The 24,234-nt window shown below is 38.1% G+C and carries 24 protein-coding genes; 10 read left to right on the top strand and 14 right to left on the bottom strand.

The features are described from left to right. The first annotated feature begins 6 nt into the window (after positions 1 to 6). The 3 genes from MKS83_RS05115 to MKS83_RS05105 all read left to right on the top strand — a co-directional run bounded on the left by MKS83_RS05115 (position 7) and on the right by MKS83_RS05105 (position 2,467). Positions 7 to 726, top strand: a complete 720-nt coding sequence (locus MKS83_RS05115; protein ID WP_002981386.1) for a hypothetical protein — start codon at positions 7 to 9, stop codon at positions 724 to 726. Positions 727 to 805: 79 nt separating this feature from the next. Beyond that, complete coding sequence (locus tag MKS83_RS05110) at positions 806 to 1,534, top strand: tetratricopeptide repeat protein (protein ID WP_240582261.1); 729 nt, start codon at positions 806 to 808, stop codon at positions 1,532 to 1,534. 39 nt (positions 1,535 to 1,573) lie between these two features. Then, positions 1,574 to 2,467 (top strand): hypothetical protein, encoded by an 894-nt coding sequence (locus MKS83_RS05105; RefSeq protein WP_240582260.1) that lies wholly within the window; start codon positions 1,574 to 1,576, stop codon positions 2,465 to 2,467. A 239-nt stretch (positions 2,468 to 2,706) separates the two neighbouring features. Here the strand turns inward: MKS83_RS05105 and MKS83_RS05100 are convergent, their stop codons facing one another. Genes MKS83_RS05100 through MKS83_RS05045 form a run of 12 tightly spaced genes read right to left on the bottom strand, consistent with a single transcriptional unit; the run spans position 2,707 to position 9,836 of the window. Then, entirely contained in the window at positions 2,707 to 3,519 is an 813-nt protein-coding gene (locus MKS83_RS05100; RefSeq protein ID WP_240582259.1) for a PRTRC system ThiF family protein, read from the bottom strand. Beyond that, a complete protein-coding gene (locus MKS83_RS05095) occupies positions 3,516 to 4,223 on the bottom strand; it encodes a prokaryotic E2 ligase family D protein (RefSeq protein WP_240582258.1) in 708 nt (235 codons plus the stop codon). Before MKS83_RS05095 ends, MKS83_RS05100 begins: the two co-directional genes overlap by 4 nt. A 12-nt stretch (positions 4,224 to 4,235) precedes the next feature. Next, a complete protein-coding gene (locus MKS83_RS05090; RefSeq protein ID WP_240582257.1) occupies positions 4,236 to 5,396 on the bottom strand; it encodes a hypothetical protein in 1,161 nt (386 codons plus the stop codon). Between the two features lie 16 nt (positions 5,397 to 5,412). Next, a complete protein-coding gene (locus MKS83_RS05085) occupies positions 5,413 to 5,631 on the bottom strand; it encodes a PRTRC system protein C (RefSeq protein ID WP_002981373.1) in 219 nt (72 codons plus the stop codon). Positions 5,632 to 5,642: 11 nt separating this feature from the next. Beyond that, positions 5,643 to 6,215 (bottom strand): PRTRC system protein E, encoded by a 573-nt coding sequence (locus MKS83_RS05080; RefSeq protein ID WP_240582256.1) that lies wholly within the window; start codon positions 6,213 to 6,215, stop codon positions 5,643 to 5,645. Further along, on the bottom strand, positions 6,202 to 6,570 hold the full coding sequence (locus MKS83_RS05075) for a hypothetical protein (protein ID WP_240582255.1): 369 nt from the start codon (positions 6,568 to 6,570) through the stop codon (positions 6,202 to 6,204). The genes MKS83_RS05080 and MKS83_RS05075 overlap by 14 nt, the downstream gene beginning before the upstream one ends. A gap of 42 nt (positions 6,571 to 6,612) precedes the next feature. Next, positions 6,613 to 6,969: a penicillin-binding protein gene (locus MKS83_RS05070; RefSeq protein WP_240582254.1), complete on the bottom strand. Its 357-nt coding sequence runs from the start codon at positions 6,967 to 6,969 to the stop codon at positions 6,613 to 6,615. 4 nt (positions 6,970 to 6,973) lie between these two features. After that, complete coding sequence (locus MKS83_RS05065) at positions 6,974 to 7,420, bottom strand: hypothetical protein (protein WP_240582253.1); 447 nt, start codon at positions 7,418 to 7,420, stop codon at positions 6,974 to 6,976. 2 nt (positions 7,421 to 7,422) lie between these two features. Then, the gene (locus MKS83_RS05060) at positions 7,423 to 7,809 is read right to left on the bottom strand and encodes a hypothetical protein (RefSeq protein ID WP_240582252.1); all 387 of its coding nucleotides are present in this window, start codon (positions 7,807 to 7,809) and stop codon (positions 7,423 to 7,425) included. 24 nt (positions 7,810 to 7,833) lie between these two features. Continuing rightward, entirely contained in the window at positions 7,834 to 8,256 is a 423-nt protein-coding gene (locus MKS83_RS05055) for a hypothetical protein (RefSeq protein ID WP_240582251.1), read from the bottom strand. Positions 8,257 to 8,315: 59 nt separating this feature from the next. Next, on the bottom strand, positions 8,316 to 9,389 hold the full coding sequence (locus MKS83_RS05050; RefSeq protein WP_240582250.1) for a DUF932 domain-containing protein: 1,074 nt from the start codon (positions 9,387 to 9,389) through the stop codon (positions 8,316 to 8,318). A 51-nt stretch (positions 9,390 to 9,440) separates the two neighbouring features. Beyond that, positions 9,441 to 9,836 carry a single-stranded DNA-binding protein gene (locus MKS83_RS05045; RefSeq protein WP_240583167.1) on the bottom strand — a complete coding sequence of 132 codons (396 nt, stop codon included), beginning with the start codon at positions 9,834 to 9,836 and terminating at the stop codon, positions 9,441 to 9,443. Between the two features lie 748 nt (positions 9,837 to 10,584). Between MKS83_RS05045 and MKS83_RS05040 the strand changes: the two genes are divergently transcribed. From MKS83_RS05040 to MKS83_RS05015, 6 genes are all read left to right on the top strand, one after another. Continuing rightward, positions 10,585 to 12,804, top strand: a complete 2,220-nt coding sequence (locus tag MKS83_RS05040; protein WP_240582249.1) for a CHAT domain-containing protein — start codon at positions 10,585 to 10,587, stop codon at positions 12,802 to 12,804. Between the two features lie 57 nt (positions 12,805 to 12,861). Then, positions 12,862 to 13,347, top strand: a complete 486-nt coding sequence (locus MKS83_RS05035; protein WP_240582248.1) for a hypothetical protein — start codon at positions 12,862 to 12,864, stop codon at positions 13,345 to 13,347. A 573-nt stretch (positions 13,348 to 13,920) separates the two neighbouring features. Then, the gene (locus tag MKS83_RS05030) at positions 13,921 to 14,391 is read left to right on the top strand and encodes a hypothetical protein (protein ID WP_240582247.1); all 471 of its coding nucleotides are present in this window, start codon (positions 13,921 to 13,923) and stop codon (positions 14,389 to 14,391) included. Between the two features lie 5 nt (positions 14,392 to 14,396). Beyond that, the gene (locus MKS83_RS05025) at positions 14,397 to 21,155 is read left to right on the top strand and encodes an RHS repeat-associated core domain-containing protein (RefSeq protein WP_240582246.1); all 6,759 of its coding nucleotides are present in this window, start codon (positions 14,397 to 14,399) and stop codon (positions 21,153 to 21,155) included. Positions 21,156 to 21,207: 52 nt separating this feature from the next. Continuing rightward, on the top strand, positions 21,208 to 21,879 hold the full coding sequence (locus MKS83_RS05020; RefSeq protein ID WP_240582245.1) for a hypothetical protein: 672 nt from the start codon (positions 21,208 to 21,210) through the stop codon (positions 21,877 to 21,879). A gap of 61 nt (positions 21,880 to 21,940) precedes the next feature. Further along, positions 21,941 to 22,579, top strand: coding sequence for a hypothetical protein (locus tag MKS83_RS05015; RefSeq protein WP_240582244.1), 639 nt, complete (start codon positions 21,941 to 21,943; stop codon positions 22,577 to 22,579). A 100-nt stretch (positions 22,580 to 22,679) separates the two neighbouring features. On the opposite strand, the gene MKS83_RS05010 is transcribed toward MKS83_RS05015, so the two are convergent. Both MKS83_RS05010 and MKS83_RS05005 read right to left on the bottom strand, forming a co-directional pair. Then, on the bottom strand, positions 22,680 to 23,507 hold the full coding sequence (locus MKS83_RS05010) for an SOS response-associated peptidase (protein ID WP_240582243.1): 828 nt from the start codon (positions 23,505 to 23,507) through the stop codon (positions 22,680 to 22,682). 4 nt (positions 23,508 to 23,511) lie between these two features. Beyond that, a complete protein-coding gene (locus MKS83_RS05005; RefSeq protein WP_240582242.1) occupies positions 23,512 to 23,730 on the bottom strand; it encodes a hypothetical protein in 219 nt (72 codons plus the stop codon). A 123-nt stretch (positions 23,731 to 23,853) separates the two neighbouring features. Here MKS83_RS05005 and MKS83_RS05000 point away from each other — a divergent pair, with 123 nt between their 5' ends. After that, a complete protein-coding gene (locus tag MKS83_RS05000) occupies positions 23,854 to 24,222 on the top strand; it encodes a hypothetical protein (RefSeq protein WP_240582241.1) in 369 nt (122 codons plus the stop codon). Positions 24,223 to 24,234 lie beyond the last annotated feature (12 nt).

The following is a 24,234-nucleotide window of genomic DNA, read 5'->3' as shown; positions in this document are numbered from 1 at the left end:
AAAATTATGGAGTTAGCAATAGCAGGTGGAGCAAGTGGTTTTTTTGCAAGCGCAACCACCGCAGGGACTTCGATGTCGTGGAATCCTATCGGATGGATAATTCTGGCAGTTGTTGCGATTGCTGCAATCTGGTATTTCTGGGACGATATATGTGATTTTTTCTCTGCTGTAGGCAATGCAGTAGCGGAAACAGCAAAAGTGATCTGGGAATTTGTTTCTAGTCCAGCTATACCTGCTCCGCCTCCAGCAATAGATGAGGATCTGCCAAAACCAGTACCTCCTCCAATAGACATACCCCTGGATAAACCCGTTACAGTTCCGATAGCACCGCCGATTACAGTTCCACAGGTAAAGCCTCGAACAAGAAGGCGTGAGAAAGATATTTATAATGTTTATGACCTTCATGTGGGAACACCCGGACTAATGCGTAATTACACGTTTGGAGCTGGGTTCGTAAATCAATTTATGATGAGTGGAGCAATCTGGAAATATGGATTAACTTCTTTTAAGTCGGTTTATGCAAGATATTTAGTAATTTTCCAATTATATCATGGTGATAAAGATGAATATATTTTAAATAATCTATCTTCAGGAAAATTATTACCTTATGAGTGGTATTTACAGAATGTGAACTATGCTACAGCCAACGCTGAGGAAGTTTCTTTGATCGATGCATATACGGCAACGCATGGTAAGCTACCTCCTGGTAATACTTTTAGGGGTTAGTTTTTTACACAATTATAAAATTTGAATAATGAATGAGCAAGAAATAGAGAAGTTATTGCAGAAAATTAGCAATCAAAAAATGTTTGGTGAAACAGAAAAAGCAATCGCCAACTTACATATTTTAAATAATGAGTTCCCGAAAGAAAAGAAGTACTTAGCACTTTTAGCAAGTTCTTACCTTGATGCCGATTCCGTGGAAGTGGCGGAGGAATATTGCGCAAAAGCACTGGAAATAGATCCTAGTTATCCGGAGATATTCGAGCTCAAAGGTCTTATTGCAGAGAAGAGGGGCGATGATGAACTGGCCGAAAAATACTATAAGGAATCCATTTCAACGGGCATTCCCTTTAAAATGGGGCATCTTAGGCTTGTATTATTATATTACAAACTGGAAAAATATGAAGATGCAATAAAGGAAGCTGAATATCTGCTTGCCAATTTTGATATAGGTAGGAATGAGTATTCAGCCGATGAGCAACGTCAAATTTTTGCCCAATGGCTATCGTTTGCGTATAATAGGCTCTATTCGTCCCTTATACGAATTGGTCAATATGAAAAGGCAGCTAATAAAATCAAAGAATTTATTGCTTTCAGAGCTAACTATGTAAATGATCCATATCAGTTCCTTACCGAAGATGAGATCCTGTTTAAACTGTACCATGCCTTAAACGATGAAGAAAAAATGAAGGAGATGGCAGAAAAGATGCTCAACCACTATATGCTTCCTGAAAGTATGATAGATTCGATGAAGAAAGATGCACAGCAGGGGTATTTGGAAAGTGCAAACCCCGAAAATTATGCCGTATAAACAGTAAATTATAGGATGGCCATCATCCGCCGTTAAATCATGTCCGATCTATTGAACGCAGTGGAATATAGATTTTCATTTCACAAAAAGAGTTCTTATAAAGGTAAATCGTTATTCAATATAGAATCCTCTGGTACATTCACATTAGAAAAAGTGGATGGTGATAAAGCAGAATCGAATTTTACCTTTACCAATCTTAGCTATAAAAGCAGCAACACGAACGATCCTTTATTGTTCAGTCCTGTCGAATGGAAGTATTCCCGCGATTTAGGGATTGCTGCAATTATCAATAAAAAGAATTTTAAACCCAAGTGGAACCGTTTTAGGGATAAACATCGTAATCCATCAAACAGAGTTCTATTGATGGTCATTGAAAAATTATATTTCAATTCACCATTAGGGATGGAACATGATACCTTTTCAAATGGTGTCTATTTACCTTTCTTTATAGATTCCAATGGCACTTATACTGAGGGCGAAAATTACAGGGGGCTGCAATATTTGTCAATGCCACTGGATATACCCTTGGATACTGTATTTGTCTGCAAAAAAGCGGATGAAAGGGAAATATTGCTCGAAGGCTGGGTTACGTTAAACGAACAGTTTCTTGATAACCTACTTCTTGATCAGGGGTTTAGGAGTAAAGTAAAGGATTACCATGTATCCAGAGACTTTTCCATAGATTCCAAAATAATTGTTATTAAAGATACCGTTGCTGACGTAGTTAAACAGATAAGTTTCAGTTTAACTGTTAAAGGTGAGCAGGATCTTTTGGAGGAAATTACTTATGAGGTCCACACAGATTTTGATAGCTATGAAGGAAATGTACACAAGATCTTCGAAGGGAAAAAATATACACTTGAAGAGTGGGAGGAATTTGAGCGTGACCGGAAAAGACCAGGAAGGAACTTTTCTTTATTAGACGGGGATTGATTTCACGAAAAATGATATGACATAATTTCTCTGTTTAATTATAAAATTCGATTTCTGAATTATTTAACTTATAAAGAATATAAAACGATAAATAACATATCTGCGAAGCTAACTGGGATACTTTGTATCCCACAAATAACCCGCAACGGCTGTCGAAGCGGGGATAGCGTAGAAGGTTACAGCCGTTGCAGCCGATTTTCGCGCCAAAAGCCGAAGGCTTTTGGCCGCCGGCAGTTTTTTCAACTGCCGACGGTAATGGGTTGTGATTTAAAATTTTTCAGATTGAGGAAAAATCCACGGTTTTCTGTCATACCGTCCTTTAGCAGGTTCCATAAAAGCGATGCCCCCAAGTGCGCAATGGTACTATTGATGAAAAGATCCTGTTTTTCAAGTGATTCCGCCAGTGAACAGCTCGGGGTATCATCTTGCTGTTCCGAGATTTGCATAGCTGTACCATATTCCTCAATAATAGATGGTAGGTTTTCAAATGTTTTGAACTTTTTTGAGGTCGGCTGATCTATGTTTCCGATAGTTGAAAGTATGCCCTGTCCTGAAAATTTGGTATTGCCGAGGTCTAGCCAATACTTTGCTTTGTCCCTGTGGTAACCATAATCTTTGGTTAACTTCTGCAATATCTTGTTTATTTCAATTCTTGATGCAACCGTATCTGTACAGGTTACGTAAATTGATGCGCTTGCATAGTCGGGTATTTGTCCATCGGCATTACGCTCGAATTTTCTTGTTTCCGCTTTCCAGTTTGTACCAGCCCACCTGTTAAGCCTATTGATGATGGCTTGCGATTTATAAAGATTCCGTTCCGAGTCAGCAAACCGTTGCCGTCCGATATTGGAAGCTGTAATAATATCATCGTCCCACAGGTGTACGTCCAATCCTGGGTGGTCAAGTTCCATTAAACTATGATTGATTTCCATAAGTGCGGTCATAAATTTAGAGCCCGTTCCGCCCGCACCAATTACATTTACACGAATGGGATTTGTTGGACTTAACAGATAATTGTCCAAGAAATGGATATTTTTCTTTGGCGTTCTCATAATAAAATGTCTTTAAGTTTTTGTGATGTTTTTACAAGCATTTCAGTAGGGAATAGTTTACCGTTATCGATAAGGTTTTCCCACAGCATCACACAGTTTCCCTTAACAGGATTATGGTCAGACATAAGGTGTGAAAAGTAGCTATTGAAAAAGTAGTTTTCCCATAATTTCATCAGCTGGTCAATGGAACCAGTTTCAGCAGTTGAAATATCCACAGTCCCCATACATACGGAGCCATCCGCATAGACGTTAAAATATGGTGCGTTGTAAAGCGGTGTATTGATTGTGGGCTTTCTCGATGTTGAAAGTGCAAAAACTTTCAGCGTTTCCCTGTCTGCAACCCATACCATTGGAGGGGTATGTGCTTTTCCCGACTTTATCCCAAGATGGCTACTAAAGTGCAGATCCCGAAACTGTGCTTTTGTGTACCAGACAATGGTAGCGGATTTAGCATCGAAAGATAGCAGGTTGCTGTTAAGAATACCACTGGATTTTAAAAGGTTAAGATTTTCTTCATCCACCTGTAAAGCTGTCGCAAGTCTTTTGCCCTCGTTCACAGATAGGGGATGCGGATTGATGGGTATACCATTTTCCATGTCAAAATATTCGACATACGTTTCATTAAAGCCTGTCTTACACTGATAAAACACCAATGCGCAGGTAGGGTCGAAATAATTTGCGAAGCTGTTGGTTATATCTTCCATGAGTTCTGTTTATTAAAAGTTATGTTCCTGCCATAGCTGAATGAGCCTGTCAATATTGTCAAATACCTTTGTTTCAAAATCGAAATCATTATTTTCTATTTTTCTGTTATCAAATGGAATAAATCGTGTCGGTTCGTCTATCTCCGAAAATTCCTGCAGGTCGCCATTTACAAAATCGCAAAGGGTGTGAAAAAGGCTTCCTTCGATGGAAGCGCAGAATGAAACGTAGTTGTCAAGGGTGACAGGGCGTTCGGATTCTTCGGTCATTTCCCTGTACCGTAATGGAAAATATTTACGATCAATGCGGACATTTGGATAGGTGGTAAAGAGTTCATAAAATGAACTGGCTATCGAATGAACATCTTTTTCAAATTCATTTTTTGGTTTAAATCTGTGTAAGAGCTTTTTAAAAGACTGTAGATTCGTAGGTTCTGTGATTAGTTCTTTTATATGATCTCCTATCAATTCTGCATCCTTGAACTCAGTTAAATATTCATCTGAATTTGAATCTTCCTCCTCATCGTCCAAATAAGAGTTTTCGAGCATATCGTACATGGAGTTCAGGTAGCAATCGTCATTTCTGTAATAGGGAACAGCGAGTACCTGATAGATATATGCGTAAACACAGACCAAAAGTTTACTTGCTTTTACGGTTTTTCTATTGTGCAGGATTGTGTAAAGTGGAATCACAGGGATATAATAAAGTGTACAACCTGTGTTGTATCTGTCCTCTTTGGCAAAAAATGTACATTTTCCATCATTTACCAATCTGATTTCGCGCCAGTCCTCGGTGCTAAGTTTAAGCTGTGTTTTCAGGTGTGCCAATGATTCCGAAATATTATACGGGTAGGGCAGACCTGCACAGTCCAGTTTAGTTACATTCAGTTTTTTTGAGATATTGGAGAGAGATTTAAAAAACTCCCTCTCCAATTTTGAACTGTCGTAATTTTCGCCAATTTCTGGTTCCTGCAATCTTGCATGGAACTGCATGCCTAAAAAGGCATTGGTAACATCGTGTGCGGAGCGGACTGCCGTCTGTCCTTGCGAATTTCTCCTGCATCCTTCGGACGTTTCATCCAGTTCCCGAACCCGCACAACTGGCGGTGAAGTTGTGACTGGCTTACTGCTGTGGGCAGTTTTACCGTTTGCGGATATTTCTTTTGCATGATTCATGGGTTTTGAATTTTAATTAACCTTTAGTTCCGATAACTGTCTCAAAGCGGTATTCCACAATGTCGTCCACAATTGTAGGACGTGAAATTTTTGCCGTTGTCAGGGCAGGGTAGTTGTTTGAATAAAAATTCAGTACCGCCTGAAGATTCCATTTTGGCTCGGGATCATCGAGCCTGATTTCATGTTCTTTTTCTTTGAGGATAAAAACTCGCTGAAGTGTTGTTGCTACTAACATAATATTGCATTTTAGGGGTTATATTCTTCTTGGTCGATCTTTTCCTGCTCATTTACCTGCTCTGCTTTCTGCTCGGAAGCTGACCAGAGATCGGGAACAAATTGCTTTTCGTACTCATCCTGTTTCTTTCGGATGTCTTCTTTATGCTCGGGATAATCACCGACTTTCGGTAGTGCCGTCCATGCATCCTTGTACTTCCCAACTTTGGCAAGGGCATCGGCTTTCAGTAGTGCTTCGCTATACTTTCTGCCCTTAGCTTTTTCCTTATCTGATTTCTGTTTTTCCATCGCAGAGTTAGCCTGAGCCGTTTCCAGTCCCTTTAGAAAATTTTGCATATTTGAAATGAGTGCGTCTGCCATCTGAACGGGTTTTTTGATATGTTCAAAGAATCCGATATCCAGTTCTTCGGGACTTCCTTTCAGATTAAAAGGAGGAATGACATTTTTTGCCTTATCTGCGCAACCATCATTCTCGATCAAGATAGATACGAGTATCCTGTTTTCTGTTGCTTTTGTAATAGATAGCGTCAATTTGCTGTTGATGTCCATCTGTGCAATCTGTCTGAAAAAATTAGCTGTTTCCATAGTAGTTCATTGCTTTGTCGCTTACGCACTCAGTGATATATGATTCTGAAAAGCCCTGTTCCCGTAGGTAGTCTTCGTAGGCTTTCATTTCCCTTTTAAATTCCGCTGTACCTTCCTCTCCTGTGAGAAAAAGTTTATGTGCGGTTCCATTTTTCAGAGCCTTGGTAATGTCCCTGTATAGTTCCTTGATGTGTCTTCGCTGATCTGAAAGTTTACGGACTTCCATTGCGAACATTTGGTATCGTGAAAGAATATCTAAGAAAATGAACGCTTCCACTACATTCTGATTTTTATAGTTCTGTACAAACCTGTTATAGAGCCAGTCTGCGAACTTATATTTTGCCAGTATATCCATTTTTAAATATTTATGAGTTTGTTACTTAATTTTAGTTCTGTTTCAATTTGGTTCTTCACTATCTTGTTTATTTAGGGTTTCTGCGTAGCTTGTATAACGCTCGGTCAGATCTTCACCCTTATAAAATCGGTCAGCACGATAGTTGTAATTTTCCTCGTACATTCTGATGTCTTTTGTTATAAGATTTATGTAATATCTATACATGGCATTGACCCTTCTTTCATCCATTGTACAGTGCATTTTGAGAAAGTCCATTTCCTCGCTGTGGTTATTGAAATTTAGAAGCGGGGTGAATACTTCTTCTACGATATAGCCCTGTTCGGGTGCGCTCGTACTATCGGCAACACAGATAATCTGCTGTCCGTTTGATAAGGTGATATGTAAGTTTGAACGTGTCATTTTTTTAATTTTTAGCGGTTAAAATTTCCTGTATCAATGTGATGTCAAAATCGACTGTTCTGAATTTGACATCTTCAAAAGCTTCATAATTTGCCATTCCAGAGGGATGAACTATCAGCGAATCGCTTTTAATGCAGTCAAAGTGCCTGCATAACTGCTCGATTTCCTCCGCTTTGGCATCTAAAAAAGCCAGTTCTTTTTCACCGAACCACTGCTCGTAGAATGGTACTTTTTCTGTCCTGCACAGCAGAAAGGAAATACCGTGTTCTTTCCGTGTGATATAACCCGAATAGTATTCTACATTTAGGACTTCGAGCAGGTCTGTTGTTTCAAGCGACTTTTTTAGCCAGTCCCCCCAAAGGGGGATAATGGCTACTTCATAGTTGTTTCGACCTGTTTCGCTAAATGCCTTGATGAGCATGACATCAGTCATTTTATCTGATTTTTTCATAACTAAGGATTTAAGTTTATGTCTACTATTTTTCTGTTACCGAACAGCATATAAATGGCGTATTTAAAGTCTCGGCTACATTCCTTTTGCTCGGTATAATGTATCGTTGCGTGCATGGAGAAAAGCGCATCGTAACCGTCAAACAATTGATCTCTGAACGTCTTTTTATTTCTGTACAGCCTTGTACCGTTTTTAAGGTATCTGCGCTCAAAATTGGCTATGTAGTCAAACCACATGCTGACATCAATATCTTTTTCAGTCCAATTTTCTTCAATCTCGGTTCTATGGTTGTGCCACAGTTCCGCTTCCTTCTTGATAAATTCGGTCAGTGGTTTGAGTTCTTCGGGAAACAGTCTTGCGAGCAGATAGGCTCTATCAAGGTTGTTCATGTGATGTAAGGTTTTCATATAGTTTTAATTTGAGGTTTCGTTCTTTCTAAAATCAATAGTTACTACCTTATCGTCACCGAAATAGAGTTCTATTGCCAGTCTCAGCATTGTGGGTGTCACTGAGGAACCTGCAAATCTTATCATACAGTGAATCCCGAAAACGCTGTTATCCTGATAGAAAAAATGGTCAGCAAAAATCCTCGGATTGCGGTATAGCAGTACACCGAATTTTTCTATTGTCTGTTCAGCATTCTGCACAAGGCTATACCAATAATCGGCTGTTACAATGCAGTTTGGTGGCCATGCTTTTCTAATATCCTGCTCTTTCTCACGTAAGTGTGCTATTTCGGTTTTAATAAAGTCGGTCAACGTTCCGAGCTGATCGGGAAACAGCCTTGCAACGGCAAATGCCCTTTCGGTATTGTTCATTTCTTGTAATGATTTCATGATATTTTGATTTTAAAATGGTGGCAGTTCTATACAAGCCTGCCACCTTTTGGCTGTGCTTAATTCAGTTGGAAAATGTCTGTTCCGATTTTCTCGAAAGATGTGCATAGGTCAAATGCTTTCTGTGACTTGAGCTGTGCAGTACCGCCAAGTACAATGCTCTGTAACTTCGATTCATTGTCCTTGTAATTTCGTACGTTCTGAAAGTAGCCAGTTACGGCATTGTAAGCCCCGAACAAGGTGCCTTTGGTGGTTTCGAGTTGCTGTGTATCATTCATCATGGCGTATGCAAAGGCATCATCAACGGTATTTTTGAACATGGTCGAAAGTTCGTCCTCAGCTCCTTTTTTAAGTAGGTTATAGGCTTCTGTATTGGGGCATAAAGCAAGCTGTATCAGTTTTTTAACTTCGCTGTCCTTGATTTTGATGGTTGCCCAATGGTTAAAAATGCCGTCCATCTGCGTGGTCATGGTGTTTGCTAGTCCCATGACTTTATGTGCATCACTCAGACGTTGTTTTGCTCCTGCGGTATGTTTTATGCGTACCACGTTACTCATATTGCGGAGTGATGCGTTCAGGGTGTTTTGGCAAACGATTCGGATAGGGGTGAATGCTGCTGTAATGCTTCCGCTTCCGTCATGGCTTGTGGTCAGGAAGATGTATTTTTCAATGACATCGTCTGAACTTCCTATGCGGATGTAATTTGGGAGTTTGGCGGTAATGAATATGCGTTCGCCATTACCGAGTACGCCTGCGGTCTCGTACAGAATACCGCTTCCACCACCTACGATAGAATCAAAAAACGTAAAGGCGTCTTTATTCTGTACAATGTGGTAATCTCTACCCACAACGCCCAGAACGGTATTGTTATCTGTGCGGATATTGGCAAAATAGTTAGGTACTTCGATTTCAGTGTCCTGAATGACGATACCGTCCGAAATCTGTACGATTCCTGATCCTTTGGTGAATAAAGGGCTTTTTTCTACTTCGTAGTCCAATCCTGCGTGCCTGATTGCTTCGGCACTTGTCGGGTAATCCTGTACGATCTGCCCCAGACCGTGCCAAGCCTTTTCTTTTACAGCGAAAAATGAATATCTACCTGTTCTATTGTTGAAATTTAAATTATGTGCCATGATTTCTATTTTTTAAATGGGTTTAATGTTTTGGTTTTTGTACTGTCCTGCCTAGAATGGGAGGTCGTCTTTCTCGTCTTCTTTCGCAGTATTGGCAGGTTCCTGTTTTTTACTGGCCTGTACGGAATCTTTTTCCGATGCTGTTCCCCAAGCGGGTTTTATATTGGAGGTTGTGAAGTTCAGCCCCGCTTTTGGGTTGCCGTCCTTTCCCGTCCACGCCCTTGCGCTGATCTGTCCCGTCAGTTCGACATATAGCCCCTGTTTGAGCCATGAAACTGGTTTTGCGCTTCGCCAGTAGGCACATTCAATAAATGCGGTGTTGTCCACCCATTCCCCCTGTTTGTTTTTGTAGCCGTCATTTACAGCTACACTGAAGTTTACCACTTCCTTACCTGATGTTGTTTTGCTGACCGTTGCATCTTGTGTCAGCCTTCCTGAAATGTTCATAACTTTTGTTTTTAAGTTGTTATACAATCTTGTTACATTTGCTCCCTTTCCAGTCCTGCTGAGGCTCGCCCCCAAATCATTTTTTCAAAAGAAAAAACAGGAAAAAAAAGAAAGTCAATCCGTACATAGGGGAATTGCGGTAAGGCAAAAGGAAACGGAATAAAGGATGGGTGAGTGCGACGGCATGTGTTTATGCCGTAGTCTTTTGCGGGCTGAGGGTTGGCTGCCCGATGTACTTTTGAATGTCTTTTTCGACTGTTCTTTTGATAAAACTGATTCCCCCAATCTTATCCCTTTAAAAGATTTATGGGGTTAAAGGCATTGTTATTTCATAGGGAATTGTGAGATGATTGTGGAGGTATGGTGTGGACAGCTTGCGATTTGCTATGTGAGGGGAGCAGAAAGCTCTTTTACGGAGTGGTGAAGCGGCTGAGTAAATGTGCTTTGCTTTTGAATGGAAAAGAATAGAACTATTAAAAAAATAGGGATATAAAAGAAACATAATCTTGCGTGAGTGATAGAAGCGACATCCTTTTGCCTGGGCAAAAGATATAGCGGATAGCGCGGTCCTCCGGTCATTTAGTGAAAATGAGTGAAGGGCACGCCCAATTTTAGTTGCTATCGATTTATAGTTTATTTTAAATATGTGCTGATAACTTCAATATGTTAAGCATGATTTTAAGTATACTGAAAAATCCGGACGACATTTGTGTGATTTTTTACTTGCCTTAATAATTATTATATTAACATGCCAAACTTAATTATGATGTTTTATAATACTGCTAATTCAATTGTTGCCCCTACACAGATACAGTACACAGTTTTCAGTGGAGGAGGTGCAAATGAGTACAACGATTTCCATAGCGTTGCACTGAAAATTTTAAGGGAATTTCCTAAAGATCTTCTGCAATTGGCAGATCCGGCAGGATTCTATAACTGGTGTTTTCAGACGGGGCGTAATCAGGGAATAAATTTATACCTGCTCGAACCGGGATTGTTTACTGCTGAACGGGTAGTGAACAGTACTTTTTTCAATGAATACTCAGGATTTTTTAATATAGATCTGGTGAAGGTATTTTTAATCGATAGCAATATCCCCAACCATAAGGAGATTGCGCAGCTTGTTAGTGATATGAACTTTGGTTATTATATGATGATCAATGATCCAGGAGAAGAAAATGCTGCCTTTTATGATGAAAATAATTTCTTTGCGGATGCGCATGGTCTAATAAAGCTTATCGAAAGGGATTTAGAACAGATTAATATCGTATTGCAGAAAGATTACGGTTTTCAAATCGACAGTTTTAATTTTGAGACCAACCCAAAGGCCGATGAGCTAAATCCTTTCCATCCGACCATGTACAGCCATTCCAATTATTTTCTTCTTAATCAGATCTTAGCAAACGATTGGGCTAAGAAACATCAATGGCCTAAAAAGGAAGAGATGCCAATGTTCAATAAAAAGAGGGCGACCATTCAGTTGGGACAGGCGGCTGTTATTGATGGATTGTCTCAAGTTGTGCGTATCAAGGAACCGGCGGCACTTATAGAACCCCTTTACCCGCCGATTGTTATTATTGCACCATTTCATTTTCCGCGATTCAAAAAGTTTCGAGCAAAACCATTTGAAACCAGGAGGCAAAAGGCTTTATTTAAGGTTTCGCAGACCGAACAGAATCTTGATTATACATTTGAAATTGAGGAAGACACGCAAAAGATCTTGGGACATGAGCTGATCGGGCAGGCGTTCAGTTTTCTGACAAATAGATTGAATATGCTCGATTACGCAGGTTACCTTCACGGGCAGCTAACGTATTCGCCGATTTTCAGGATGCCTATTGTGGGAAAATCGCTCAATATGGACCTATCGCATTTTGAAAATGCTTTTACAACCAGAAAACATGCTATAAAAAAAATTGAAACAATAGGGGAATTGATGCGGAAAAAGATGGTCGTTCCAGCATTAAAACAATATTTGGAAGAAAGAAATGGACAGATTGTTTTTATATCCGATCTACCAATGGAGTGGTTACGTTTGGATAGATATCCCATTTGCCTGACCCATGATGTTTGTCGGATACCTGAATTTAATTTTAGTAGCCTTGTCAATAACTATGTGCACAACCAGCGGTTGACATTTGCGATAGGATCAGATATTTTGGAACATACATTAATTATTCATTGTGCCAGTGAAGAAGATCAGGACATGCACCATTACTTTGGGCGAATTGCAGCTATGCAAAAGGACCTAGGGTTTAAAAGCGTTTTCTGCAAAACCGTTGATGAAATCGAAGATGCTGTGAAGACATTAAATCCTCATTTTTTAATATTTGATTGCCACGGTGATTTTGATGAAAAAGATCTGTCAAGCTTCCTTATAGTCGATGACAAAAACAATGTAAGGCTAACAGGAGAAGAGATCATCGCGCGGGGTATTAGCGCTCCTTTGGTATTTATTTCTGCCTGCAGTACAATGCCAAATTATGGCTACGTGAAATTCTTATCAGATGCTTTTATGCAGGCTGGCGCATTTGCTGTTACAGCTACCTTTATGCCAATTATGATGCATGACGCTGCTGTACTTATTTTACGAATTTTAAGCAACCTCAAACAACAGGAAAATAAGGTGATTTTTTCCAATTGGCTGGGTTTTATATCCCATACTTTGCGAAGTACACTTATTTTTGAAACAGTAAGGAAAACCAGGTCAAAATATAATCTTGATAAGGAAATAGCTGATGATAAAGTTGCTGACATACTTTTAAGGCTGATGGTTTTTGATACGCGCGAATCTGCGCTGGATGAACTGAGTGAATATTTGCAGGGAATTATTCCTGAAGCTGATGTAGCTTTTGAAAATTTAAATCATGAATGGCTATCATATACAACCCTAGGCCGAGCAGATCTCATTAAATTTAAGCTTTGGCATGATAAGCATGTACAGATTAACGAAGCTGTTGAGCAGTAATATTTCCGCACATAATAAGTTTTATAAAAAGAAGTAAATTGTGATAAAATAATTATCATGGAAGTATTTTATAATATCAGTATTAATGTCAGCATCAGCAACGTTGAAGCTGGGTTATTATATAAATATTTAAAAATGCATCCAGTAGAAAAAAAGTATGTGGGCGAGGGACATTTCGCATTTTTCTTTGATGAGTTTGAACAAAACAAGGAATTTGAGTTCATGCTGAACACGGCAGTCATTGATTCTTGCGTAACAGTTCTGGAGGACCAGGATCTGGGTGATCCGCTGGAAAATGTACTAAAGAGAAACCTTCTGGAAAAAATTTATAAGTGGTCAGATATCATTGATAATGAACAAAAAGCTATTGATGAGCTGGAAAATAATTTCTATCTCAATTGCACTGAAGAATTTTATAGGGCGGATATCGGTTTTAGTTTTGAAAATTATTTAAAACTCCATAAGCAGGCTAGTCATATTCAAATTTTAATTAAACAAAAGGCATCTATTTTAGAGAAGATTAGGCGCTTCTTTAAGCTGTAAATATTTGTAGGATTTCAGCCTAGAACTAAATTCTTAACAGGCACGCACATTATAGGGTTATCTGAGTGAATTTCTTAAAGCAGTTCAAACTAATTGCGGTTTTGAATAGGGTTATCCTATCCAAAGAAATATTAAGTAAAGTTGGAAATTTTTACATATTCGAAGAGGATTATAATCAGTTTGATATGCAAATTTCTCATACTATACAATCCGTAAAAACCCCTTAAATAAATAGTGGAATCACTTATTTGTTGACTTTTGATATTTTATACCTTTCCGCCACAAAACCTAATAACCAAAATGCAAAATTTCCAAAATGTAGCAAGGTGGCGGTATAGCCTTTTATCACTGAATTTACCGTCATATTCACCGTCATATTTATTGTTTATCAAGGGATTTATTAAAATTAAATTTCCCTTAAAATTCACTTTAAGATTTTGTAAAGTGAGTTTTTAACGATTTATCACACGCATAGAAGGTTCCTTTATGTCAGTGTCCTTTCTACAAAAATAGTAAAACGCCTGCCCGGGCGTCTATATAAATTACACTACTAACTAATAATATTTTGAATCTATGAAAAGAAAATTTTTACCCTTATTATCATTATCGATAGGGTTTTTCGGATTTTCTCAGACATCCGAAGTCTACTTTAAGTATGATGAGGCTGGTAATCAGCGTTACCGCGGTCCAGACCTAAATGCTAAGCAGTCATCCCCCGACTCTAGCGAGACAGCGGCCAAAACAGCTTCTCTAACTCAAACAGCAATTTTGGATGAAAAGGAATTCTGGAAGCAGATACGGATTTATCCTGTGCCAGTAAATGATTTTTTAAGTATTGACTGGTCTGAAAAGGTTGACGGTTTAATTGAATCAGTCTCCCTATATCAACATAGTACAGTTCATTGGAAATTTCAACAGCAGAATATTCCATCGCTAAACAGGCAACTCAAAATTAATATGACCGGCTATGACTGGGGTGTATATGTTTTGCGCTTTACTTTAAAGGACGGAAGAATATTCAGCCGAAACATTACTAAAAGATAATCGATATGAGAAAGTATTATCAAAAAAAAATAGAATTATTTTCATCGGTTCTGTTATCTTTTATTTCCGCGCTGTGCTTTTCACAGACGCCACCTAAATTTCATGATACAAAAGGAAATATTGAAGTTAACAAATCCGGTCAGCTCCAATATACTCTAAATATTGATCTGCCACCTGGCGTAAAAGAGGTTGCACCCAATATCAGTCTGGTTTATTCCAGTGGAGGACAAAATGGGTTAGCAGGATATAACTGGAATATTTTGGGGCTAAGTTCAATTTCAAGAACAGGTAAAAACCTTGAAAAAGACGGTATTACCAAAGGAGTTCAACTGGATTATACTGACTATTACAGCTTTAATGGCCAGCGATTGATCCTGAAGTCTGGTGAATATGGTAAAGATGGAGCTCAGTATGTTTCAGAAAAGTATTCCAATGTTAAGATTAAGTCTATCGGATCTGTTTCTGGCGTTAGCTGGCAAGGACCTGAGTTTTGGGAAGTCACATTTGATGATGGCTCCCAGGCGTGGTATGGAGCAATAGCGACGGGTAACAGTTCTGGCAGAAGTCCAATTGATTATAATATTGTAAAATCTAAAGATACCAACGGAAATATCATCTCATATAATTATGTTTTGGACGGGAATGTTTCTCTTATCAGCAGTATTTTATGGGGCGGAAACGAGAATGCGGGTACGCAGCCGAAGAATAAAATAGATTTTGTTTTTGGAGCCCGGGCGAAACCTGAAAAGGCATTCATACGAGGTGTTGCTTTTACGCAGACAAAGCTGCTTCAATCCATTGTTGTCTCTACCAATAACAAGCAATATAAAAAATATAATGTTTCCTATAAAAAAGACGCTCAGGGGACAAACTACTCGTATTTGGACAAAATAACTGTATTAAACAGTAAAGATGAAGAGGCAAATCCAGTAATATTTGAATATGATTCATCTCCAAATTGGACTAATGAAAGTTGGCTATCACTTAATGCCACCACTACCACATCCTTAAGACCAAACAAAGATACCGATGTTGTCGGAGACTTTGACGGTGACGGTAAACTTGATATGTTAAGATATTTTTCCGTTACAAACGGGAGAATACCACAACCTGGAGTGTATCTATTCAGGGACTTTTATTCGAAAACTTACGAAAGTGAAAGTCCACAGTTTATAAACAGTTCCTTACAGAGTTTGAAAGATTTCATCCCCTCGAATTTTAAAAAGTCGAATATTATCAAAAACCGTCAGGGAATAATCGGGTTCAAAAAAGTGAACAATCCATCAACTTCAAAAAAAGACCTTCAACTTTCTTTTTACAGCTTGTCGGACACCGGAAACACTTTGGTACTTGATTTTAGTAAGACTGTTCCAAACATTGATACTTTTAGTGACGATCCCAACGAATTTGAACCGCCCGGTAATTTAATACATACAATATTGGGATTGGATAATTTTGATTTTAATGGAGATGGATTGAATGAGCTAGTTCTACAGATGAATTTTAATTATTGTACACCTGGCACGATTGATCCGAACCCTACATTTCCTAATGACGGTACTCTTAAGCCACCGGGTACAGTCTGTGAAAACCTTAAAAAATATGTGTTAATAGATCCGGACGAATCCATACAAAATGATGACTGGCATTACACAATCGACCTATATCCGGATACAAATGAGGATGTGTTCAAAACCTATAGATCGGGAGATTTTAATGGAGATGGTATTTTTGATTTTTTAAAGTTAGATCAGAATAAGAAGCCGCTATTGATCACCTTTCAGAAAAATCAAGATGGAAAGTACGAGTCCAGTATAAATTATTTTAATCCGACAGGTAACGAAATCATAGAAGGTGCCTGGGATTATAGTACCATTGGTGATTTTAATGGAGATGGCTTAAGTGATATTATGCTACCACAGTCAGGTGCTTCAAATCAGTGGAACAAGTATACATCGAAGGGAATAGGTTTTGAGAAAGAAGTTGTCACCTTCTTGGAGCCCCGCGGTAGAAATCTATGGAGCAACGGTCAAAATTTTGAAATTAAGAATCCAAGAACTTTTGTTTCCTATGATATAAATAATGATGGTAAAGCTGAGGTGTTGGCGCTTGAGTCCATCAGGGGATATTATTATGCAAGTGTTCAGGATAACAATCAAAATGCTAAGTATGGCACAATGACTGAAATCAGAACTACTTTTTGGTCGCCAACTGGTGGAGAGTATACAACAGATGGCTATTATGAGCATTTTACACAATACAGGGTTGATTCATATAGCTTGTACCTTAACAGTGGTAATATTGATGCTGAATTTGCAGTAAACTACCGAGATATGATCGGCTTACCTGTAAACCAGTGGGCAGGTGCTATGTTAAGAAAAATGGTTATGGTGTCTGCCGTAACTTCTGGCAGTGCTATCGGTGATCAGCAACGTCTTGTTTCACATCCATATTATGACATTGCAAGAGCGGGTCGAATTAAAAATATTACACAGGGTGGAATTACCACAACTGTTACTTATAAGCAATTAGACAAAGAAGTAAATCCCGGACTGTACGATGCTGTTCAAACAGAAAGTTATCCTTATGTTGAAATTAATCAGTCTACGGGAATGTTTGTGGTATCACAGCTCCGTCAAAGTACGACAACGGATAAAGTTTTAAAACAGGATTTCAGATATAGAGGGTTAACGTCCAATATCCTTGGTAGAGGCATGATCGGTTTCAGGAGGACTGCAAGTTCATCCTGGTATGCGGATGGGTTAGAAAACACAAAGATCTGGTCAGGATTAGAAATAGATCCGGTAAACGAAGGGGTGCCTGTAAAAGAATGGTCTATAAGAACCAACATTGAGACGAATATTTTCCCGGCAGATATTTCAGAAAATAACAGCCAGTTATTAAGTTTTAAATCCACTACATATCAAACGGATAAAATTCTGAACGGGCAGGTGATATCAAGTGTCGCAGATGCTGATAAGGCAAAGGTTGTTACAGCAATTCTTCCAAAAACAATAAAAGCCAAAGATTTTCTTACAAATACTCTTGCAGAAAATTCCAATACATATGGAACTTATTACCTTCCTGCACAGACAATTTCTAAGATCAATACTTCTTTTGCAATAAAAACCACACAATACGAATATGACCATAATCCAGCCGGAATTGGAAATGCTTACTACATCGGACGTCTAAAGTCAAAAACAGAATCTGTTCAGGCATATTTAGACACGAAAAATGACAAAGAGGAGTATACCTATGAAAATAACCGTATAAAAACATTAAAAAAGTGGAATTGGGATAATACTGCTTATACACTGGACACTTTCACATATGATGACTTTGGTAATATAAAACAGAAAGTTTCAACTAACAGTATAGATTCACAAACCATAACATCAGGTTATGTATATGATGCAACAGGTCGATTTTTAGAAAAACAGATAGATAATTTAGGTTTAGAAACCATTAGTACGTTTGGGGATTGGGGGCAACAGTTAACAAATAAAGATCCTTTTAATAATCTCATTACAAATAGTTATGACGATTGGGGCAAACTGTTAACATCCACAAAATCTCTTGGAGGCACGACAAGTTATCTTTATGAAAAAGATGGTAATTCCAATGTCACTGTTACTCAGAATGATGCCGACGGCAACATAGTTAAAAAGCTTACGAATAAGTTGGGCCAGTTATACAAGAGCACAACCAAGTCTTATGGGCAGGGACAATATGTATCGCAAGAAATACAGTATGATGCCCTTGGACGTAAAATAAAGGAATCAGAGCCTTATTTTGAGGGTCAGAGTGCCGATAAGTGGAATACAATTGTTTATGATGATTCAGTTTATCCTGCAAAGGCAACCTCCACGGCCTTTACTGGTAAGCAGTTAGAAACTATCGTCTCTGGCCTTACAACAACGGTTAAAGAAACAAATCTATCGGATAACGGTAGGATAACTATTAAAACCGCTGATGCGTTAGGTAATATAATTTCTTCCACAGATAAGGGCGGTACGATTCAATATTTGTACAATGCTGCGGGGCAACAGATACAGGCGAAATTTGGAGAAAATGTTGTTTTAACCAAATATGATACGTGGGGCAGAAAGTCAGAATTTAATGACCCTTCAAATGGCGTATATAAATACGAGTATGACGGATTTGGCAGAATCAGAAAAACAATCAGTCCTAAAGGAGAAAAAGAAAACATATATAACAATCTGGGGCAGGTTATTACTCAGAAAGAATTTTCCACAATTGACTCGGGCCAAACTACCAACAAGACCATAACGCTCTCTTATGGCACAAAAGGTTTATTATCTTCGAAATCAGGTGTTGTCAAAGGACAGAGTTTTAGCACGACTATAACTTATGACACATATGGTAGGATGATTTCGACGGTCGAGAACAGCTTTGGAAAAACCTATTCTCAAAAAGGTCTGATTTATGACGATAAGGGAAGAATAAGTTCATATGAAAAGGAGGTTCAATCATCTGGACTTACCACAAAAGTAACCATTGAAAATATTTATAGCCCCTGGAACGGAGCACTATCCCAAATAAAGGATAAAATTTCCGGAAAGATTTTATGGGAACTAAAAGAGGTCAATGCGAAGGGGCAGGCAAAAAAATCAAATTTAGGAGCTACTGAAATAAACAATGGTTATGATGCTAATGGTTACCTATCAAATATAAATCATTCTTCTGCGGCTAAACCTGGCATCCTGCAGATATCTTATTCATTTGATGCTATAAAAAATGAATTAAAAACCAGGACAACCGGAGGAGATTTTAGCATTACGGAATTTTTTGATTACGATGACAATAATCGATTAGTGAACTGGACAGATCCCGTAACGGGAATCAAACCAATGGCAAATCGTAATGTATTTGACGTGAAGGGAAGAATACAACAAAATGATCAGATCGGAACCGTGAAGTTCGAAAATCCGTCAAAGATTTACCAACCATCGGGTATGACTTTAAATTCAAATGGAGTGCAGAATTATAATGGTGATTTGATTCAGACGGTTATATATAATGAAAACAATGACCCAGTTCAGATCAACGGAGAGAAAGACAGGGTATCGTTTGATTATGGATTGGGAAATATGAGGCAGCGTGTAGACATCATTAAACTTAAAAATCCTGTAAGTGGAGGAGATCCGCCGATTAGCGAATTTAAAACTTCCGATTATGTTGCGCCAGTATGGCAAAATATAGAGGCAAAGTTCTATAGTGAAGACAACAGCTTCGAGGTTATCAGAAATCAGAATACCGATCAGGAAAAACATATAATATACATCGAAGGAACTCCTTACGAATCAAATGTTATTTATTTAAAGGATTTTGGACAAACTGCTGGTGGATATAAATTCCTGCACAAGGACTATTTAGGAAGCATCCTGGCGATCAGTGATGAAGCGGGTAATAAATTGGAACAACGGCATTTTGACGCCTGGGGCAATTTTACGCACCTTAAGATCGGAAGTAGTCCCATAGTTACGGATAAAAACAGTATCATAGCAGCAGTGTTGCTGATTGATCGGGGTTATACAGGCCATGAGCATTTCATGAATGTTGGTATAGTCCATATGAATGGAAGGTTATACGATCCATTGTTAAGAAGATTTCTGAATGCTGACGAGAATATCCAAGATCCATCAAATACGCAGAATTATAATAAATATGGTTATGTGTTAAATAACCCAATGATGTACAGCGATCCCAATGGAGAGATATGGTTCTTCATTGCTGGCGCCTTGATCGGTGGATATTTAAATGGTGTTGCAGCTAACCACGGTAACTGGAATCCGATAAAATGGGACTGGCAGAACACATGGGGAGCAGTAGTAGGCGGAGCTGTTGGCGGCGCGGCTATTTCAGGCGCATTTGGAAATATTGCCATAAATCCAGGAGCTATTAAAACTGTACTTCCCGGCATTGTTTCCGGAGGGTTAAGTTCTGCCTTTACGGGATCTAATTTCTTAAGTGGAATTGCCAGTGGTATTTCATACTCGGCAAACCTCTTCAACAATAAGATTACTTCTACTGATGCTGTTAGCATTGGATATAAGTATATTGTTTCTCCTGAAGAAAACAGTTCTGGTGGAGGTTGGGAAGATTTAACAAAAAGTATATTACTAAATTATGTTAAAACTAATTTTTGCGTATCTTGCTCATACGGAAAATTGCAACAAAAAGCAGGTAAAATGTTTGAAAGTGCTTTTAATTCAATTATGGGTCTAGATCTAGCTTCATTTAACTATACTGGAAATGACGTTAAAATAGCGGGGTTATACAAAGGTAGACCTAGAAATACTGTGCCGGATGGAGTATTTGATCTGGTAAGGGATGAGATAAAATATAGAACAAATGATCTGAGGGTCGGCCCTTTCAATATCAGGATTCCAATTCCAAATGGGCTTAATACGTTGCGATTTTATGGTGTACAATATGCAGAAGTTAAGGCGATGGATGGTACTTTATACACCAGTTCAAATCAGGGTCAATTAGAAGCTATGATAACATCTATGCATATGAATCGTGGGGTGAGCACATACGGAGGTCAGTTTATGATCGGAACGACCTCAGATACCGTTATATCGCCGAACATTTATACTCTGGGGGCAAGCTTTGGGAAAAGTGCCATTACTATCCTACACATGACCAGTCAATATAGAATGATTTCCGGGGAGATGCAGGTAAGGTTTATCCAAGGATGGATGAGTAGTCCGACCAGTTCTACTTACCTAAAATAATTTAACCATGAAAAATTTAATATTTACTATCTTAATCTTAAAATGTACTACCATGATAGGACAAAACAAAGTAACTCTATTAACTCGAGAGGAGGAAGCTAAGTATGATCTTAGCAAATTGAAGTTTTATAAAATGTCATCATATAATGAAAGTATTGCATATTTTATTGATCAAGATAACTTACTAGTACAACCCAACGTTCCTGCTGCGGAGCATTCCATTATTCTTAGTACCTCTGATTTTGATGGAAATAATTTTCCATTGCTTTCGGAAAATGACACACCATACTATAGATTAAAAGACGTCATGAATGAGGAAGGTTTTACCAAGGAAAATATGATGAAAGTTCTGCAAGAATTAGATTTCAGTTATAAAAAAGATTCGTTTTATGACGACGCAGAACGGTTTGTCAAGGGGCTTTCTAAAGATGATAAAATGAAGTTTTTTGGGCCGGCACTATATTTTATTGGCGAAGATTTACATAAGCTTTGTCCTAATGCAGAGTGGCAATTTAATACGATATATTATTTTAAGCCCTTTGCTGAAGCAGGTCTTCATTATGAAAAACGTAATTTTTCATTTTATGATCTAAACCTGTTATTGGAGGACAAACTAATCAGGAATAAGAAGGTATCCTTTAAGCAGATCTATCAGAAGGTTGAAAAAAAGTTTATGAAGGAGAAAGAACTGTGGTGGGATTTTGGAAATGTCAAAGGTGATTGAGAGTTTAAACTTGATCAGCAAAGAATTCTAAAGGAAGTGCAAGAGATAAAGATTTATAACGATGACAGAACAGAATTTTAAAATCGTCGAAACAAATTATAATCTGACTGATTTTGAGGCAATCAGGAAAGAACTGCAGAATTATGAATTTTTCAAGCAAAACCTAAATACGCATAAGACTTGTACCAAGCATAAGGAGAAAAGTGAATTTAGAGTTATGGCTGATGATAATAAGAAATTCTTTTTACAGTTTGACAACGAAGATAATGCTTTGGAATTTTTGAATTCTACGGAACGTCACGACTATGGAATATTGGAAACTGACTTGCAGGAGGAGCTGGAAAAGATCACCGCTGAAAATATTAATGAAAAATCTGCCGAATTTCTGGCACGTTTTAACAAAGTATTTAAATTGCAGGTGGATTATGATCCAAATGAATCTGACTTTTCGACAATTAATGAAAACGTCAGAAAGACGTTGTGGAACAAGGAAAGTCGTTTTCTGCTTAATTTTTATATGACGGAGGTTACAAAACGTAAATTTAACTTTCCTAATTGGAGTTTTGAGGAGGTTAATACTTTCAATCCCTTTTACGTTCCTCTGTATGTCGGAAGGGACGGCAAACCGCAAAGTTATTATCGTCTTTTAGAACCAAAGACAAGAAAGCATTTTGATTTCAAAATGTATTTAGGACTTTAGATATTTAATGACAAAAGCAGGATTTCCTGCTTTTGTTTTTTTTTATATACTTAGGAAGCAAAAGCGTGTTGTAGAACATTTTTGCTTCCTTTTTTATTGATTATACTTCGTAAGTTAGTTCAGGCACACCTTCATACACAAAAGCTTTCGTTGGCGTTCCGGTGGTCTTAAATTCCTTCTCGATCGTATAAGCTTCCATCTCGTTTGAATTGATCTGATAAGTTGCCAGTTCAGTGATCTGCTCTTCGGTTAGATCTGACATCATCCATTCCCAGGCAAGTTCATCAGGAAGCATTGTAGGCATACGGTTTTTTGAGTTGTGGATCTGCTTCATGAGGGAGTTCGCCTCCGTTGTTACAAGCGCAACTGTGTCAACTGTTTCACCTGTATCCTTATCAGTCCAGTTCTGCCAGATCGCAGCGATAAAAAAATATTCTTTATTTATTAATCCGATATGATACGGATATTTATCGGCTGTTTTTAGGGGCTGGTTTGTTTTCTTGTTTAGACGGTAAATATGTCGCCACTCATAAAATTCGCTGGATAAAATTAAACATCGTCTTTCAAGCGCAGCCTTGCGGAACATTTTCTCACGCCCTGTATTTTCATCTTTCAAAAGAAGTTCCTCACCTTTGGCATTTAACGTGGTGTAAGCTTGATGCCATTTTCCTGTACCGTCCTTATAGCCAAAACGCATCTTTTTTACATCTTCTCTATTTTTGATATAAGATGGTATAAATCCCCATTCCATCTGTACGATATCAAAATTGCACCTGTCCTCTGTGGGTCTTAAGACCGCAATATTTCCGTAATTAAAACCTTCATGTATTTCCTGATCCAGAAAGTCATAGTTGATAACGGCTTTTTCAAGATCCATTAATCTTATGAATTCCTCCCGTGATACGCGTTGTCCATTATAATAACACATAGTTCTATTCCTTTAAGTGTTTACTAATTTCGTTGCCAAATACATCAGCTTCTTGCTGTCGCCCTTGTGGAATGCTCATCCACATTTCACCATTCCAAGTTTTTGCACGAGATATATTCAAGGGGGGACGACCATCATTAAATGTTAGACGAAAAACTTGCTGATCTTTGACAGTATATTCAATTACAGCAATTTTTAAGCCTTGAATTTCAATTTCAAACATATTTTGTGATTACGAAGTCTCTATAGACCTATTTAAATTTAAAAAAATATTTACAAAATATTTAAATGTGTTTCGTATAATTTGAAATATTCATAAATTGCTTTAAAAGCTATATAATCTATTATGAAATTAAAAATCAACCAGGTCGTGGACTTTGGAACATTGGAAAGCGAGCGTGTTGAATTGTCGGTATTGGAAGATACAAATCTGTATTACTTTATCATTTCCGACACAACATATCTTGATGAAGGTAAAATTTCCAACAAAATGAGGCATACTTTCTGGTTTAAGCCACAGGAAGTAAATAAAGGGGACGAGGTGGTACTCTATTCAAAAGTTGGCATTAAGCGATCAACAGATATCAATGGTGGAAAAAACAAGAAATACCATATATACTGGGATTTAAAGAGTTCCGTTTGGAATAACTCAGGTGATGCGGCTGTTTTATTTGAGGTAAAAACTTGGAAAACTACTAAGGTAGCAGAGAATTAATCATACAATTAA

It is taken from the genome of Chryseobacterium sp. Y16C (genome assembly GCF_022488405.1).
GTDB classification, from domain to species: Bacteria; Bacteroidota; Bacteroidia; order Flavobacteriales; family Weeksellaceae; genus Chryseobacterium; species Chryseobacterium geocarposphaerae.
This window is presented reverse-complemented; position numbering and strand designations above follow the sequence as displayed.